This window comes from Streptomyces sp. BJ20, from assembly GCF_022869105.1.
GTDB classification, from domain to species: Bacteria; Actinomycetota; Actinomycetes; order Streptomycetales; family Streptomycetaceae; genus Streptomyces; species Streptomyces griseoincarnatus.
On the sequence record NZ_CP094918.1, the window covers coordinates 1,023,860 to 1,039,023 of the forward strand.

Annotated in this window: 13 protein-coding genes; 4 read left to right on the forward strand and 9 right to left on the reverse strand. The window is 72.1% G+C overall.

Translation table 11 applies throughout. From position 1 onward, the window contains the following. Positions 1-232: 232 nt before the first annotated feature. From MTR79_RS04860 to MTR79_RS04880, 5 genes are all read right to left on the reverse strand, one after another. Complete coding sequence (locus MTR79_RS04860) at positions 233-2,341, reverse strand: SpoIIE family protein phosphatase (RefSeq protein ID WP_189364306.1); 2,109 nt, start codon at positions 2,339-2,341, stop codon at positions 233-235. A gap of 274 nt (positions 2,342-2,615) precedes the next feature. Continuing rightward, a complete protein-coding gene (locus MTR79_RS04865) occupies positions 2,616-3,308 on the reverse strand; it encodes a DUF402 domain-containing protein (protein ID WP_244789306.1) in 693 nt (230 codons plus the stop codon). A gap of 72 nt (positions 3,309-3,380) precedes the next feature. After that, positions 3,381-4,784 (reverse strand): class II fumarate hydratase, encoded by a 1,404-nt coding sequence (locus MTR79_RS04870; RefSeq protein WP_244789308.1) that lies wholly within the window; start codon positions 4,782-4,784, stop codon positions 3,381-3,383. A 107-nt stretch (positions 4,785-4,891) separates the two neighbouring features. Next, positions 4,892-6,307 carry a M20/M25/M40 family metallo-hydrolase gene (locus MTR79_RS04875; protein WP_244793067.1) on the reverse strand — a complete coding sequence of 472 codons (1,416 nt, stop codon included), beginning with the start codon at positions 6,305-6,307 and terminating at the stop codon, positions 4,892-4,894. A gap of 284 nt (positions 6,308-6,591) precedes the next feature. Next, complete coding sequence (locus tag MTR79_RS04880) at positions 6,592-8,268, reverse strand: fumarate hydratase (protein ID WP_086705378.1); 1,677 nt, start codon at positions 8,266-8,268, stop codon at positions 6,592-6,594. 145 nt (positions 8,269-8,413) lie between these two features. Here MTR79_RS04880 and MTR79_RS04885 point away from each other — a divergent pair, with 145 nt between their 5' ends. After that, positions 8,414-9,109 (forward strand): DUF1707 domain-containing protein, encoded by a 696-nt coding sequence (locus MTR79_RS04885; RefSeq protein ID WP_048455847.1) that lies wholly within the window; start codon positions 8,414-8,416, stop codon positions 9,107-9,109. Between the two features lie 168 nt (positions 9,110-9,277). Then, on the forward strand, positions 9,278-9,652 hold the full coding sequence (locus tag MTR79_RS04890) for a WhiB family transcriptional regulator (protein WP_048455846.1): 375 nt from the start codon (positions 9,278-9,280) through the stop codon (positions 9,650-9,652). A gap of 438 nt (positions 9,653-10,090) precedes the next feature. Here MTR79_RS04890 and glpX read toward each other — a convergent pair whose 3' ends face one another. Further along, positions 10,091-11,125, reverse strand: coding sequence for a class II fructose-bisphosphatase (gene glpX, locus MTR79_RS04895; RefSeq protein WP_033272195.1), 1,035 nt, complete (start codon positions 11,123-11,125; stop codon positions 10,091-10,093). A 167-nt stretch (positions 11,126-11,292) separates the two neighbouring features. On the opposite strand from glpX, the gene MTR79_RS04900 reads away from it, so the two are divergent. After that, the gene (locus MTR79_RS04900) at positions 11,293-11,799 is read left to right on the forward strand and encodes a DUF4245 domain-containing protein (protein WP_189364342.1); all 507 of its coding nucleotides are present in this window, start codon (positions 11,293-11,295) and stop codon (positions 11,797-11,799) included. Between the two features lie 79 nt (positions 11,800-11,878). Here the strand turns inward: MTR79_RS04900 and MTR79_RS04905 are convergent, their stop codons facing one another. The 3 genes from MTR79_RS04905 to xseA all read right to left on the reverse strand — a co-directional run bounded on the left by MTR79_RS04905 (position 11,879) and on the right by xseA (position 14,040). After that, positions 11,879-12,469, reverse strand: coding sequence for a malonic semialdehyde reductase (locus MTR79_RS04905; protein ID WP_086705276.1), 591 nt, complete (start codon positions 12,467-12,469; stop codon positions 11,879-11,881). A gap of 103 nt (positions 12,470-12,572) precedes the next feature. Beyond that, positions 12,573-12,821: an exodeoxyribonuclease VII small subunit gene (locus MTR79_RS04910; RefSeq protein ID WP_086705275.1), complete on the reverse strand. Its 249-nt coding sequence runs from the start codon at positions 12,819-12,821 to the stop codon at positions 12,573-12,575. A 10-nt stretch (positions 12,822-12,831) separates the two neighbouring features. Next, complete coding sequence (gene xseA, locus MTR79_RS04915; RefSeq protein WP_244789310.1) at positions 12,832-14,040, reverse strand: exodeoxyribonuclease VII large subunit; 1,209 nt, start codon at positions 14,038-14,040, stop codon at positions 12,832-12,834. A gap of 87 nt (positions 14,041-14,127) precedes the next feature. Here xseA and MTR79_RS04920 point away from each other — a divergent pair, with 87 nt between their 5' ends. After that, a complete protein-coding gene (locus MTR79_RS04920) occupies positions 14,128-15,141 on the forward strand; it encodes a 4-hydroxy-3-methylbut-2-enyl diphosphate reductase (RefSeq protein ID WP_189364301.1) in 1,014 nt (337 codons plus the stop codon). Positions 15,142-15,164: the final 23 nt, after the last annotated feature.

A 15,164-nucleotide genomic window follows, 5' to 3' on the forward strand; every position in this document is an offset into this window, starting at 1 on the left:
GCGCCTTTTCAGGGGCGCGGGGAACTGCGCGCTCAGCCCACGCCAGGCCGCACCCGGCAGCGGGCCGGCAACGCCGCGGCGGGTCGCGCCCTTTCAGGGGCGCGGGGAACTGCGCGACCAGCCCACGACAACCCGCACCCACCAGCAGGCCGGCAACCCCCGCGGCGGCGACCCACACAAAAGGGGCGCCCGGTGACCTCACCAGGCGCCCCCCTCACGCGTCAGCAAACCGCTAGCCGTGGTTCAGCTCGAACCACACCACCTTCCCCGTGCTCAACCGCGTCGCCCCCCACCGCCGGGCCAGCCGGTTCACGAGATACAACCCACGCCCGCCCTCGTCCGTCGCACGGGCTTGCCGCAGCCGCGGCAGCTGCGGCACGTCGTCCCCGACCTCGCACCGCAGCACATCCGTGCGCAGCAGGCGCAGCGTCACCGGCCGCGACGCGTACCGAACGGCATTGGTCACGACCTCACTGACCAGCAGCTCCACCGAGTCGCTCAGCTCGTCCATGCCCCAGCGGGACAGCTGCCGCCGGGCCAGCCGCCGCGCCCGGCCGGGCGCCGCGTCCTCCGGCTCCAGGAACCAGTACGCCACGTCGCTCGGCGCGATCCCGTCGAAGCGGGCGGCGAGCAGCGCGATGTCGTCGTCCCGGTCGCCCGGACCGAGCATGTCGAGCACCTCGTCGCACAGCGCCTCCAGCGGCGGCGGATGATCGGGCCCGGTGAGCTGCGCGGTCGCGGCGAGCTTCTCCCGCAGCTGCTCGATGCCGGTCCACACGTCACGCAGCCGGGACTCGACCAGGCCGTCGGTGTAGAGCAGCAGGGTCGCCCCGGCGGGCGCCTCCAGCTCCACGGCCTCGAAGTCCACCCCGCCCACGCCGATCGGGGCGCCCGCGGGCACCCGCAGCACCTCCGCGCGTCCGCCCAGGTGCAGCAGCACGGGCGGCGGATGGCCGGCGTTGGCGACGGTGATGCGGTGGGCGACCGGGTCGTACACCGCGTAGAGACAGGTCGCCATGCGGTCCACGCCGAGCCGCTGGGCCTGCTCGTCGAGGTGGTGCAGCACCTCCTGCGGCGGCAGGTCGAGCCCGGCGAGGGTCTGCGCGGTGGTGCGCAGCTGACCCATGATGGCCGCCGACGTCATGGAGTGGCCCATCACGTCGCCGACCACCAGCGCGACCCGGCTGCCCGGCAGCGGGATCGCGTCGTACCAGTCGCCGCCGACCCGAGCGGTCTCCGCGGCCGGCAGGTACCGCGACGCCAGCCGGACGCCGGTGCAGCGCGGCAGCGTCTCCGGCAGCATCGTGCGCTGGAGCTCGTCCGCGATGTACGCCTCACGCCCGTACAGCACCGCCTTGTCGATGCCCAGCGCGCTGTGCGTGGCGAGCTGCGCCGCGACCAGCAGGTCGTCGGCCTCGAACGGGATGCGCTCGGGACGCCGCAGGAACAGCGCCGCGCCGATCACCCGGCGACGGCCGCGCAGCGGCGCGAGAACCGCCCGCTGGCCGTCCGGGACGGCCGCCGCGCCCTCCTCGCCGAGGAGTTCGGGCAGCGCCGCCCGTGCGGCCGGGGCGTCCGTGAACACCGGCCGGACCCCGCGCAGCACCTCGGCGAGCGCGCTGCCGGGCTGCACCGTGCACAGCTCCTCGCCGACCGAGTCCAGCTCGGACGGCTGTTCCGGCGGCGCGATCGGCATGAACCCGCCGCCCTCGGTGTCCCGTTCGGGCGGGATCCGGTCGGTGCGGCGCAGCCGCAGCACCAGCGGGCCCGTCGGCCGCTCGTCGCCGACCGGCAGCGGGTCGCGCAGATACACCAGGATCGCGTCGGAGAAGGTCGGCACGGTCGCCCGGCACAGCCCCATCACGATCTCGTCCAGGTCGATGCCGCGGGCGATCCGCCGGGTGGCCGCGCCGACGAAGCGCAGCCGGTCCCCGTCCCGCCGCATGGGCGTGGGACGGCCCGGCCGCGTCACCTGGCCCGTTCGGCGCTCCGCGCCGCCCGGGGCCCGGTCCACCCGGCCCTGTCCGTCGGCCGGCTGCACCGGGATGCCGTCCGGCGCGGGCCGCGGACGGTGGGCGTCCGGCTCCGCGTCCGGGCCGGCGCCCGGCTGGGAGTGCTCGGACGCGGGACCGTCCGCCGCGTCGGGCGCCGGCCCGCCGGGGGTGGCGGCGCCGGGCGCGGGCGGCTCACCGCCGGAGCGGCCCTGTGCCGGTAAGGCGGCCCCCGTACCGGCCGCGGGAGCCGGGGAACGCAGGAACGCCCCGCGGGGATCCGCGGGGTCCACGCCCGGCTGGGGGCGCTCGAAGGAGGTCGGCTGCTCCGTCACGCGTGTCGAGTCCATCCGTCCGGCGCACGCCGTGCGCGCGGTTCGATCCGCCGAAACTCCGATACCCGGAACAGGCGCCCCCGGAACGGATTTCGCGTGTGGTCAGAGGTTGTTCCTGCGACGCCGGCGGGCCGTCGTCGGCCCGTGCCGGTGTTTCCGTACCCCTCGCTCACGTCCTGCCGCCCCTCGGTGACGTCCGGTCAAGCTTCGCGCGCGCTCCCGTGGTTGCTGCTCCGCGCCCTTGCGGACGACGATCCTACGTTTCCTGCCCGGGGGCGCAGCAAGGGTCTCACGGGGACGCGTGCGCCGCCGTGCGGTCCCAGTCCTGTGGAAGTGACGGTACCGTCCAGGACGGATCCGGACGCCAGTTCTCCCAGCCGTCCGAGAACGGCGGCCCCCAGGCGTCGATCACCGCGACCGCGGCGCGCCCTGCCTCGCGCACCCGCCGGGCCGGCGCGGGGGCCATCAGGCCGTCCAGCTGGGCCTGCGCGAACTCGTCCTCGTCCCGCCAGTGCCAGCTCCCGTCCGGCCGCACGGAGATGTCCAGGAAGTGGTCCTCGGAGTCCACCCCGCCCGCCCAGCGGACGAGCGGCTCCTCCAGGTTCACGTACCAGTTCTTGAACCGCCAGCCCGGCTCCCAGAACAGCCACACCGACCAGGGATCGCCGGGCCGGGCCAGTTTCAGCACGCCGGTGCCGAACCAGCGGTCCTTCTGCACCGTGCGCGGCTTGGTGTAACGCGTGGCGAGGGGCTCCCGGTGGACCGGGGTGCCGTCGGCGAGGACGGGCTTCACGCACTCGGTGCCCGGCGCCATCCAGACGGCGAGCAGCTCCGAGTCGTCGCGCACGACCGTGACGGGGCGCGCGATGTGGATGCGCGCGCCGCCGTTCTCCCGGTACCGCCACAGGATCTGCGTCCCGGGCTCCCAGTGACGGGCCGCTCCGCCCGCGTGGCCGCGCATCGTGGTTCCACCCTCTGTCATGCGCAGATATTAGGTGGCCGGACCACACAGCGCTGTGGCACCCATTACGGTTCACCCCGGGCGCGCCAGGCTTTACGGCCGTGTCATCCGCAGGACATCCAGCGCCTCGTCCAGCTGTTCCACGGTCAGGTCGCCGCGCTCGACATAGCCGCCCTCGAGTACGACCTGACGGATGGTCCTGCGTTCCGCGAGCGACTTCTTGGCGACCTTGGCGGCCTCCTCGTAGCCGATGTACTTGTTCAGCGGGGTGACCACGGACGGCGAGGACTCGGCGTACTCGCGGGCCCGCTCCCGGTCGGCGACGATCCCGTCGACCGTGCGGTCGGCGAGGAGGCGGGAGACGTTGGCGAGCAGCCGCACCGACTCCAGCACGTTCTTGGCGATCACCGGCAGCATCACGTTCAGCTCGAAGTTGCCGGACGCGCCGGCCGTGGCGACGGTCGCGTCGTTGCCCATGACCTGGGCGCACACCATGAGCACGGCCTCCGGGATCACCGGGTTGACCTTGCCGGGCATGATCGAGGAGCCGGGCTGGAGGTCGGGCAGGGCGATCTCGGCGAGGCCGGTGCGCGGACCGGACGCCATCCACCGCAGATCGTTCGCGATCTTCGTCAGGCCGACGGCGATCGTGCGGAGCTGCCCGCTGGTCTCCACCACGCCGTCCCGGGCGCCCTGCGCCTCGAAGTGGTTCCGTGCCTCGGTCAGCGGCAGCCCGGTCGCCCGCGCCACCTCCTCGATGACGGCGGCGGAGAACCCGGGCGGGGTGTTGATACCGGTGCCGACGGCGGTGCCGCCCAGCGGCAGCTCGGCCAGCCGGGGCAGCGACGCGTGCAGCCGCTCCACGCCGTAGCGCACCTGGGCGGCGTAGCCGCCGAACTCCTGGCCCAGCGTGACGGGCGTGGCGTCCATCAGATGGGTGCGTCCGGACTTCACCACGTCCGCGAACTCCTCCGCCTTGCGCTCCAGGGCGTCGGCGAGGTGCTCCAGCGCCGGAACCAGGTCCCGGGTGACCGCGGCGGTGGCGGCGATGTGCAGCGACGAGGGGAAGACGTCGTTGGACGACTGCGAGGCGTTGACGTGGTCGTTGGGGTGGACGTCCCGGCCCAGCCGCTCGGTGGCGAGGGTGGCGATCACCTCGTTGGTGTTCATGTTGGACGAGGTGCCGGACCCGGTCTGGAACACGTCCACCGGGAAGTGTTCGTCCCACCGGCCCTCCGCGACCTCCGCGGCCGCCTCCTGGATCGCCTCGGCGATGTCCTTGTCCAGCACCCCGAGCCGGGCGTTCACCTTGGCCGCGGCGCCCTTGACGCGGGCCAGCGCCTCGATGTGGGCGCGCTCCAGGCGCTGCCCCGAGACGGGGAAGTTCTCCACCGCGCGCTGGGTCTGCGCCCGCCACTTGGCGTCCGCGGGGACCCGCACCTCTCCCATGGAGTCGTGCTCGATGCGGTAGTTCCGGTCGTCGTCCGTCGTCGTCATCGTGTACCTCCGTGGAGCACAGCAGCGGTGTCGGACGAGCGTATTCCCCGAAAACGCCGTCCGCCCCGCCGCGCGTCGCGCGGCGGGGCGGGGACCCGTGGGGGGTGTCAGGAGCTCTGCAGGCTCACGTCGTCCAGCAGGAAACCGGTCTGCAGGCTGTAGTCCTCGGTGGCGGTGAAGGCCACGGTGACCGTCTGCCCGGCGTACGCGGACAGGTCGGCCGACCGCTGGATCCAGCCTCCGCCCGCGTGCACGTTGGACCAGGTCGCCAGCGTGGACCCGTTCACCCGGACGGTGAAGGTGTCGTACGCCCGGCTGCCGGACTCGGCGGTCTCGATCTGCAGCCAGAAGACCAGCGACGCGCGCGTGCAGTCCGCCGGCACGGTCACCGTCTGGCTCACCGATTCGGTGCTCGTGGAGCCGTTGCCGCCGAGCCAGGCGAAGCGGGTGCCGCCGTGCGCGGTCCGGCCGGAGTGGGCGGCGATGACCGCGGTGGTCCCGGTCCAGGGCGCGGTCCCGCTCTCGAACCCGCCGTTGCCGACGACCCCGGCCGGGTCGCAGGTGCCCCCTCCGCCGCCGGTGCCGACGGCCTGCTGCCACAGGGTGTACGCGATGCCGTCGGCGGCGCGGTCGAGACCGGTGGTGTTGATGTTGGTCAGCGTGTCGCACGCCCGGTGGTAGCAGGGGTCGTACGCCGAGCCGGAGGTGCCGCCCCACTTGGCGGCCTGCGTGGAGGTCTTGCGGGCGCTCGCGCCCATCGCGTAACCGGAGGTGGGGATGGAGTACCGCTCGAAGGAGTAGTCGTCGCTGCGGCCGGCGCCCTCGGTGTTCTCCTCGGGCCGCAGGCCGAGCGAGTCCCAGTACGCCTTCATCGGCGCGGCGGCCGCGGAGGTGATGTGGTTGATGAAGTAACCGCCGTTGAGCGAGGCGACCATGTCGAAGTTGTAGTACGCCTTGATCCTGGCGCGTTCCGCCGAGGACAGCGTACGGACGTAGAAGTAGCTGCCGTTGAGGCCCTGCTCCTCGTCGGTCCACCAGGCGAAGCGGACGCGGTTGCGCATGTCCGGGTTCTCCCGGGCGAGCGTCAGGGCGTTCTCCAGCAGGGCGGCGGAGCCGGAGCCGTTGTCGTTCATGCCGGGTCCGGCGGAGACGCCGTCGAGGTGGGCGCCGAACATGTAGACGTTGTTCGCGTCGCCCCGGGGCCACTCGGCGATCAGGTTGGGCCCGGCGCCGCTGGTGCAGCCGGAGGTGCAGGGCTGCTCGGTGACGGTGTAGCCGGCGGCCTGCAGCCTGCCCTTCACGTAGGCGACGGAGTCGCGGTAACCCTGGGTGGTGGACCGGCGGTTGCCGCCGTTGCGGGCGGCGATGGCGCTGAGCTCGTCGAGGTGGGCCCGGACCGCGGTGATGCTGATGTCGGGGGCGGCGAGAGCGGCGGGGGTGGAGGCGGGGGACGTGCCGGACGGGGTGGCCGCGGCGGGGAGTGTGCCGAAGCCGAGCACGAGGGCGAGCAGGGTGCCCGCCATGGCGAATCTTCGTTTCACCTGGACTCCTCCGGACGGTGGCTGTGGGGTTGCCACGCGGTGGCCCGTGCATGGCATGTGCATGCCGGGCTGTCAGGAAGGGTCACAGTGGTTGTTGATCGAATCAACGGCACAGGGTGGGCAGGGCCATGTTTGTCCGAAAGCAGCACGGGGATTCCGGTATGCGGACACGGGCTCTGCACCGGACCCCGCTCCTCGAACGCCGGACCGGCTACTTGTAGCCCCTCCGGCGTTCGAGGGCGAGGCCCGTCAGGGCCGATACGAGCTCAGGCGAGTCCGGGCCCCCGCACCGGGATCGACGTGAACGTCGGCTGCGGGGCCGGGTCCTGGAAGAAGTCGTTCCCCTTGTCGTCGACGACGATGAACGCGGGGAAGTCCTCGACCTCGATCCTCCAGACCGCCTCCATCCCCAGCTCCTCGTACTCGACGACCTCCACCTTCTTGATGCAGTCCTGCGCGAGCCGCGCCGCGGGACCGCCGATGGAGCCCAGGTAGAAGCCGCCGTGCGCGGCGCACGCGTCGGTGACCTGCTTGCTGCGGTTGCCCTTCGCCAGCATCACCAGCGAACCGCCGGCCGCCTGGAACTGCTCCACGTAGGAGTCCATCCGCCCGGCCGTCGTGGGTCCGAAGGAGCCGGACGCGTAGCCCTCGGGCGTCTTCGCGGGGCCGGCGTAGTACACCGGGTGGTCCTTGAGGTACTGCGGCATCTCCTGGCCCGCGTCCAGCCGCTCCTTGATCTTGGCGTGCGCGATGTCGCGCGCCACGACCAGCGGGCCGGACAGCGAGAGCCGGGTCTTCACCGGGTACTTGGACAGCTCGGCGAGGATCGCCTTCATCGGCTGGTTGAGGTCGATCCTCACGACGTCGCCGGACTCGTCGAGCTGCTCGTCCGTCGTCTCCGGCAGGAAGCGCGCCGGGTCCGTCTCCAGCTGCTCAAGGAAGACGCCCTCGGCGGTGATCTTCGCGACGGCCTGGCGGTCGGCGGAGCAGGACACGGCGATGGCGACGGGGCAGGAGGCGCCGTGCCGCGGCAGCCGCACCACGCGCACGTCGTGGCAGAAGTACTTGCCGCCGAACTGCGCGCCGATGCCGATCCTCTGGGTCAGCTCGAAGACCTTCTCCTCGAGCTCCTTGTCCCGGAAGCCGTGCCCGAGCGGCGAGCCCTCGTCGGGGATCTCGTCCAGGTAGTGCGCGGAGGCGTACTTCGCGGTCTTCAGCGCGTACTCGGCGGAGGTGCCGCCGACGACGATCGCCAGGTGGTACGGCGGGCAGGCGGCCGTGCCCAGCGAACGGATCTTCTCCTCCAGGAACTTCATCATGGAGGCCTCGTTCAGGACGGCCTTCGTCTCCTGGTACAGGAACGACTTGTTGGCGGAGCCGCCGCCCTTGGCCATGAAGAGGAACTTGTAGGCGTCGCCGTCCGTCGCGTACAGCTCGATCTGCGCGGGGAGGTTGGAGCCGGTGTTCTTCTCCTCCCACATGGTGAGCGGAGCCATCTGCGAGTAGCGCAGGTTGAGCTTCTGGTACGCGTCGTAGATACCCCGGGAGAGGGCCTCCTCGTCGCGGCCCGCGGTCAGCACGTTCTGCCCGCGCTTGCCCATGACGATCGCCGTGCCGGTGTCCTGGCACATGGGCAGCACGCCCGCCGCCGCGATGTTCGCGTTCTTCAGCAGGTCCAGCGCGACGAACTTGTCGTTGCCCGACGCCTCGGGGTCGTCGATGATGCGGCGCAGCTGGGCGAGGTGCGCGGGGCGCAGGTAGTGCTGGATGTCGCGGATGGCCTCCTCGGCGAGCTTGCGCAGCGCCTCCGGCTCGACCTTGAGGAACGTCCGGCCGTCGGCCTCGAAGGTGGACACACCTTCGGAGGTCACCAGCCGGTAGGGGGTGGTGTCCTCTCCCATGGGGAGCAGATCGGCGTACTCGAACTCAGGCATCTCGCCCATTCCTCACTCGACGGAAGACCGCCCGCCTCCGTCGGCGGGCCTTCCCAGCCTAGGACCTGCCTCGGACGCCGATCCTGTGAGGTTGTCCTCAGTTGTCCGCGTCGCGGGGTAGTCGCGATCTATCGCGTTTGGGTACGCTGCTGCCGTGGACCTTCAGAAGCACGCCCAGCAGCCGGACACGACGCCGCGGAGCACCGAGCTGCGCGCCTCCGACGCCGACCGGGACCGCATCGTCGAGCTGTTGCACGACGCGCACGCCGAGGGCCGGCTCACGGCCGACGAGCACGCCGAGCGCGTCGAGGGCGCGCTGACCGCCAAGACGCTGGGCGAGCTGGAAAGGTTCATCCAGGACCTTCCCGCCGCCCACGAGCGGCGCGCGGCCCCCCTCTCCGCGCCCGGGCGCCCCGCCGCCGGCGTCTTCCCGGTCGACCCCGACGACAGCGTCGTCGCGGTGTTCAGCGCCGCCGCCCGCAAGGGCCGCTGGCGCACCGGCCGCCGCATCCACGCGTACGCGGTCTTCGGCAGCGTGGAGATAGACCTCAGCGAGGCGCTGTTCGACCACCAGCAGGTGATGATCAAGGCCTTCTCCGTCTTCGGCAGCGTCGAGATCCGCGTCCCGGAGAACGTGTCGCTGCGCGGCACCGGCGGAGGCGTGCTCGGCGCCTTCGAGGTGGTCCCGCAGGACTCGCCCGACGACAACGCCCCCGTGATCTACGTCGACGGCTGGGCAATCCTCGGCAGTGTCGAGGCCCGGCCCAAGCGCGGCAAGCTCGTGAAGGACATCCTGGACCGCGTGCAGCGCACGGTGGACCGCAGCATGCGCAAGCACCTGGGGCACTGAACGCGGCGCCGGCCGGAGCCCGTTGGGGACTCTGTGCATAGGCGCGCGCACATCGGGTAAGCCTTGACGCATCGTCTCCTTGGAGGGCGCCAGGGATTCACGCCGGGGGCCGACCCGCGTGCATCCACGGCACTCGCCAGCTCGCGAAGCCGTCGTCAGGAGTAGACCGTGCTGCAACCGCCGCATTCGTCCCTGCAGGTAGCCGCCGTTCCGGCCCAGCGAGTGGCAGCGCGGGACAGGGACCAGGACGCCCCCTGGCACACCGAGGCGGTGTGCCGGCGTGACGAGGCGGGCCTGTTCTTCGCGCCGTCGAAGGAACCGACCGCCGCGCGGCTGTCCCGCGAGGAGGCGGCCAAGCGGGTCTGCGCCCGCTGTCCGGTCATGGTGGAGTGCCGCGAGCACGCCCTGCTCCAGCCCGAGCCCTACGGCGTCTGGGGCGGCCTGACCGCGGCGGAGCGCCGCGTCGTCCTGGCCCGCCGCAGGCGCCGCGAGATGGAACTGAAGAAGGCCGCCCGGCAGAACCGCATAGCCGCGGCGGGCTGACCGCCAGGCAAAAGGGGCGCCCCTCCGCACAGGGGGCGCCCTTTCGGCATCGGCTTCTTCCCGCCGCGGGGCGGAACAACTCCTCAGTGACGCGGGGCCGCCGGTTCCTCTTCGCCACCGGGAAGACCGACTCCCCCAGGGGCGCGGGGAACTGCGCGATCAGCCCCGACGCACCCGCACGCACCCGCGAGCCGCAGACCCCCCGCTTACCCGGCACGGGCACCTCATGGCACCGGGCGAAGCGACTCCCCCAGGGGCGCGGGGAACTGCGCGATCAGCCCCGACGCACCCGCGCCCGCCCGCGAGCCGCAGACCCCCGCCTTCCCGGTGCGGGCACCTCATGGCGCCGGGCGAAACGACTCCCTCAGGGGCGCGGGGAACTGCGCGATCAGCCCCGACGCACCCGCGCCCGCCCAAGCGCCTCAGCCACCCACGCCACTACTTGGCGCGATCGAAATCGATCGCACTGTAAGCCCGCAGCTTGCTCAACCGATGCTCGGAGTCGATCCGCCGCACCGTCCCCGACTTGGACCGCATCACGATCGAGTCGGTCGTCGCCGTCTCCGAGCGATACCGCACACCCCGCAGCAGCTCACCGTCGGTGATGCCCGTCGCCACGAAGAACACGTTGTCCCCGGTGACCAGGTCCTCCGTGGTCAGCACCCGGTCCAGATCGTGCCCCGCGTCGATCGCCCGCTGCCGCTCCTCGTCGTCCTTCGGCCACAGCTTGCCCTGGATCGTGCCGCCCAGGCACTTCACCGCGCAGGCCGAGATGATGCCCTCGGGGGTGCCGCCGATGCCCAGCAGCAGGTCGATGCCGGTGCCCTCGCGCAGTGCCAGGATCGAGCCGGCCACGTCACCGTCGGAGATCAGCTTGATGCGCGCCCCGGTCTCCCGGATCTCCTTGATGATGCCCTCGTGCCGCGGCCGGTCCAGGATCACCACGGTGACGTCCTCGGGAGTGACCCGCTTCGCCTTGGCGACCCGGCGGATGTTCACGCTCACCGGGGCGTTGATGTCGACGAAGTCCGCCGCCTCCGGGCCGGTGACCAGCTTGTCCATGTAGAACACGGCCGACGGGTCGAACATCGAGCCGCGCTCGGCCGCCGCCAGTACCGCGATGGCGTTGGTCATGCCCTTGGCGGTGAGCGTGGTGCCGTCGATCGGGTCCACCGCGATGTCGCACTCGGGGCCCGTGCCGTCGCCGACGCGCTCCCCGTTGAAGAGCATCGGGGCCTCGTCCTTCTCGCCCTCGCCGATGACGACGACGCCGTTCATCGAGACGGTGGAGACCAGGGTGCGCATGGCGCGCACCGCGGCACCGTCGGCGCCGTTCTTGTCGCCGCGCCCTACCCAGCGGCCGGCGGCCATCGCGGCCGCCTCGGTGACCCTTACGAGCTCCAGGGCGAGGTTGCGGTCGGGGGCCTCGGAGGGGACATCGAGCTCGGACGGCAGGTGGTGGTGTTCGGTCATCGGAGCGCACCTTTCTGTACGACGACGGCCGGATGAGGGTATGGCCATGACTCTATCGCCAGGCAGACAATATGAGCAGGGGGACCCACGGATGAGCGCGCAGGGGACCCCACGGAAGAGCGCTCCGAGCACCTGCGACGATAGGGGGCGTGGCAGGAACGAACAGCATGCAGAAGACCGCCAGGGACATGGTTCTCTCCCTGGCCCTCATCGTGCTCGCGGCGGGAGTGGTGTGGCTGTTCATCCCGCACACGGACGGTGAGCCCGAGATCAAGCGCGTCGACTACCGGGTCGACCTGCTGACCGCCCGCCGCGCCGCCTCCTACCCCGTAGCCGCACCGGAAGGGCTGCCCGAGACCTGGAAGCCCACCTCCGTGCGCTACCGCGGCGCCGAGGACGAGGCCTGGCACCTGGGCTTCCGCACCCCCGAGGGCGAGTACGCGGCGGTCGAGCAGTCCGCGGGCAAGCGCGAGAACTTCATCGAGGACAAGACGCTGCGCGCCGAGGGGACCGGCGCGACGCAGCGCATCGACGGCCGTACCTGGACGCGCTACGAGGGCGAGCAGTACGACGCCCTGGTGCTGGAGAGCACCCCGGGCTCGACGACCGTGGTCACCGGCACGGCGTCCTTCGCGGAGATGACGAAGCTGGCGGAGGCGCTGCGCACGGAGTGACCGGCGTGCACGCGCACAGGGGCGGGGCCCCGGATCGGACGATCCGGGGCCCCGCCCCTTCGTGCCGGGCCGCTCGGGCTCAGACGGTGGTGACGACCTGCTCGTAGTCCAGGCGCGGGCTGCGCGGGAACCAGGCGTCGGGGCCGGGGCGGCCGATGTTCACGACCATCAGCGGGGTGTGGTCGTCGTCCAGGAACTCCTTGCGCACGCCTTCGAAGTCGAAGCCGGTCATCGGGCCGGCGGCCAGGCCGGCGGCGCGCACTCCGATGATGAAGTAGGCGGCCTGGAGGGCGGCGTTCAGTGCGGCGGAACCCTCACGGACCGGGCGCTCGGCGAAAACGGCGTCCTTGGCCTGGGGGAAGTGCGGGAAGAGGTGCGGCAGCTCCTCGTGGAACTCGTTGTCCGCGGACAGGATCGCCACCAGCGGGGCGGCGGCCGTCTTGGGCTGGTTGCCCTCGGCCATGTGCCGCACCAGCCGCTCGCGCGCCTCGGCGGAGCGGACCAGCGTGACGCGCAGCGGCGACTGGTTCATGGACGTGGGGCCGTACTTGACCAGGTCGTAGATCGCCCGCACCTGCTCGTCGGTCACCGGCTCGTCGGTGAACGTGTTGGCGGTGCGCGCCTCGCGGAACAGCAGGTCCTGAGCGGCGGGGTCGAGAACGAGAGACATGCGTGAACCTCATCGGGGATTCGGCGGTCCGTAGGGGCATTAGCGGACCGCGGTCCGGTTTACCGCACCGACAGTACCTCTATGAAGTTCAATGTTCAACCGCCTACCGCTCGCCGTCGTCCGCCTCCCCTCGCTCCTCCTCCGCGAGCGCCGCGTCCAGCCGGGCCCGCGCCCCGTCGAGCCAGCGCCGGCACACCTTCGCCAGCTCCTCGCCCCGCTCCCAGAGCGCGAGCGACTCCTCCAGCGACGTACCGCCCGCCTCCAGGCGGCGCACGACCTCGATCAGCTCGTCCCGCGCCTGCTCGTAGCCGAGCGCCTCGGCCACCGCCGTCTGCTCCGTCTTTCCGGTCATTCCGCCCACCCTATGCATCGACCCGTACCGTGAACTCGCCCGCGGACACCCGCGCCCGGAGCATCTCGCCCGCCTCCACCTCACCGGGCGCGCGCACCGCGTGCCCGTCCTCCCGCTGCAGCACGGCGTACCCCCGCTTCAGCGTGGCGGCGGGGGAGAGGGCCACCACGCGCGCGTGCGTGTGCGTCAGCTCGGAGTCGGCCCGGTCCAGCTGGTGGCGCAGTGCCCGCCGCCCCCGGTCCAGCAGCGTCGAGACCTCCTCGGCGCGCGCGTCGATCATCCGGTGCGGGTCCTGTATCGACGGCCGGGCCAGCGCGTGCGCCAGCCCTCGCTCCTCCCGCTCCAGCAGGGCGCCCACACAGCGGCGCGCGCGGTCCCGCAGCATCCGCACCCGCTCGTACTCCTCGCCCACGTCCGGCACCACCTTCTTGGCGGCGTCGGTCGGCGTGGAGGCGCGCAGATCCGCCACCAGGTCCAGCAGCGGGCTGTCCGGCTCGTGCCCGATCGCCGACACGACCGGCGTCCGGCAGGCCGCCACCGCGCGCACCAGCTGCTCGTCGGAGAACGGCAGCAGGTCCTCCACGCTGCCCCCGCCCCGCGCGACGACGATCACGTCCACGTCCTCGAGCGCGTCCAGCTCCTTCACGGCCTGGACCACCTGCGGCACCGCGTGCACCCCCTGCACCGCCACGTTCCGCACCTCGAAGCGGACCGCCGGCCAGCGGTGCCGCGCGTTCTCCAGCACGTCCCGCTCGGCCGCCGACGCGCGCCCGCACACCAGCCCGATCAGCTGCGGCAGGAACGGCAGCGGCTTCTTCCGCTCCGGCGCGAACAGTCCCTCCCGCGCCAGCGACTTCTTCAGCTGCTCCAGCCGCGCCAGCAGCTCCCCGACCCCCACCGGGCGGATCTCCGCGGCCCGCAGGGACAGCTGCCCCCGGGGCGCGTACCACTCCGGCTTGCAGTGGACGACCACCCGCGCGCCCTCGCTCACGACGTCCGCGACGGCGTCGAACACCTGGCGGTAGCAGGTCACCCCCACCGAGATGTCGTACGAGGGGTCGCGCAGCGTCAGGAACACCACGCCCGCGCCCGGACGCCGCGACAACTGGGTGATCTGCCCCTCCACCCACACCGCGCCGAGCCGGTCGATCCACCCGCCGATGAGCCGCGACACCTCTCCCACCGGCAGGGGGGCTTCCGCGGACGTGTTCACAGCCATGCCCGCGAGCGTAGTGCGCCCCGCCGACACCGGTGCGCCGCCACCGACGGCGCACCGTGCCAGGACCCCGCGCACACGGCCCGTACGATGGGACGCATGACCGCTTCGACTGGCCGCCGTGTCCTGCTCGCCGCCCCCCGGGGCTACTGCGCGGGGGTGGACCGCGCCGTGATCGCCGTCGAGAAGGCCCTCGAGCAGTACGGGGCTCCCGTCTACGTACGGCACGAGATCGTGCACAACAAGTACGTCGTGCAGACCCTGGAGAGGAAGGGCGCGATCTTCGTCGAGCGGACGGAGGAGGTGCCCCCCGGCAACATCGTGATGTTCTCCGCGCACGGCGTCGCCCCCGTCGTCCACGAGGAGGCCGAGCGCGGCCGCCTCGCCACCATCGACGCCACCTGCCCGCTGGTCACCAAGGTCCACAAGGAGGCGGTCCGTTTCGCCAACGAGGACTACGACATCCTCCTGATCGGGCACGAGGGCCACGAGGAGGTCATCGGCACCTCCGGCGAGGCCCCCGACCACATCCAGCTGGTGGACGGCCCGGCCGACGTGGAGAAGGTCGAGGTCCGCGACCCGTCGAAGGTCGTCTGGCTCTCCCAGACCACGCTCAGCGTCGACGAGACCATGGAGACCGTCGACGCCCTCAAGGAGAAGTTCCCGCAGCTCATCTCCCCGCCCAGCGACGACATCTGCTACGCCACGCAGAACCGCCAGCTCGCGGTGAAGCAGATGGGCGCCGAGGCCGACCTGGTCATCGTCGTCGGCTCCCGCAACTCCTCCAACTCCAAGCGCCTGGTCGAGGTCGCCAAGCTGGCCGGCGCCCGCGAGGCGTACCTGGTGGACTTCGCCGACGAGATCGACGAGGCCTGGCTGGAGGGCGTCACCACGGTCGGCGTGACCTCGGGCGCCTCGGTGCCGGAGGTGCTGGTCGAGCAGGTCCTCGAGTGGCTGTCGCAGCGCGGCTTCGAGGACGTGGAGATCGTCAAGGCGGCCGAGGAGTCCATCACCTTCTCCCTGCCGAAGGAGCTCCGCCGCGACCTGCGCGAGGAGGCCGCCGCGCTGGCGGCCGAGCGGGGCGGCGCGGGCAGCGAGGCCTAGGCCCTTCGTTCGGTCGTCCCGGC

Bases quoted from the DNA above. Each gene is read 5' to 3' on its own strand.
- glpX (WP_033272195.1), bottom strand. From the start codon at position 11,125: ATGACCGAACACCACCACCTGCCGTCCGAGCTCGATGTCCCCTCCGAG.
- MTR79_RS04900 (WP_189364342.1), top strand. From the start codon at position 11,293: ATGCAGAAGACCGCCAGGGACATGGTTCTCTCCCTGGCCCTCATCGTG.
- MTR79_RS04865 (WP_244789306.1), bottom strand. From the start codon at position 3,308: ATGACAGAGGGTGGAACCACGATGCGCGGCCACGCGGGCGGAGCGGCC.
- MTR79_RS04910 (WP_086705275.1), bottom strand. From the start codon at position 12,821: ATGACCGGAAAGACGGAGCAGACGGCGGTGGCCGAGGCGCTCGGCTAC.
- MTR79_RS04860 (WP_189364306.1), bottom strand. From the start codon at position 2,341: ATGGACTCGACACGCGTGACGGAGCAGCCGACCTCCTTCGAGCGCCCC.
- MTR79_RS04875 (WP_244793067.1), bottom strand. From the start codon at position 6,307: ATGGCGGGCACCCTGCTCGCCCTCGTGCTCGGCTTCGGCACACTCCCC.
- MTR79_RS04870 (WP_244789308.1), bottom strand. From the start codon at position 4,784: ATGACGACGACGGACGACGACCGGAACTACCGCATCGAGCACGACTCC.
- MTR79_RS04880 (WP_086705378.1), bottom strand. From the start codon at position 8,268: ATGGGCGAGATGCCTGAGTTCGAGTACGCCGATCTGCTCCCCATGGGA.
- xseA (WP_244789310.1), bottom strand. From the start codon at position 14,040: ATGGCTGTGAACACGTCCGCGGAAGCCCCCCTGCCGGTGGGAGAGGTG.
- MTR79_RS04920 (WP_189364301.1), top strand. From the start codon at position 14,128: ATGGGACGCATGACCGCTTCGACTGGCCGCCGTGTCCTGCTCGCCGCC.
- MTR79_RS04905 (WP_086705276.1), bottom strand. From the start codon at position 12,469: ATGTCTCTCGTTCTCGACCCCGCCGCTCAGGACCTGCTGTTCCGCGAG.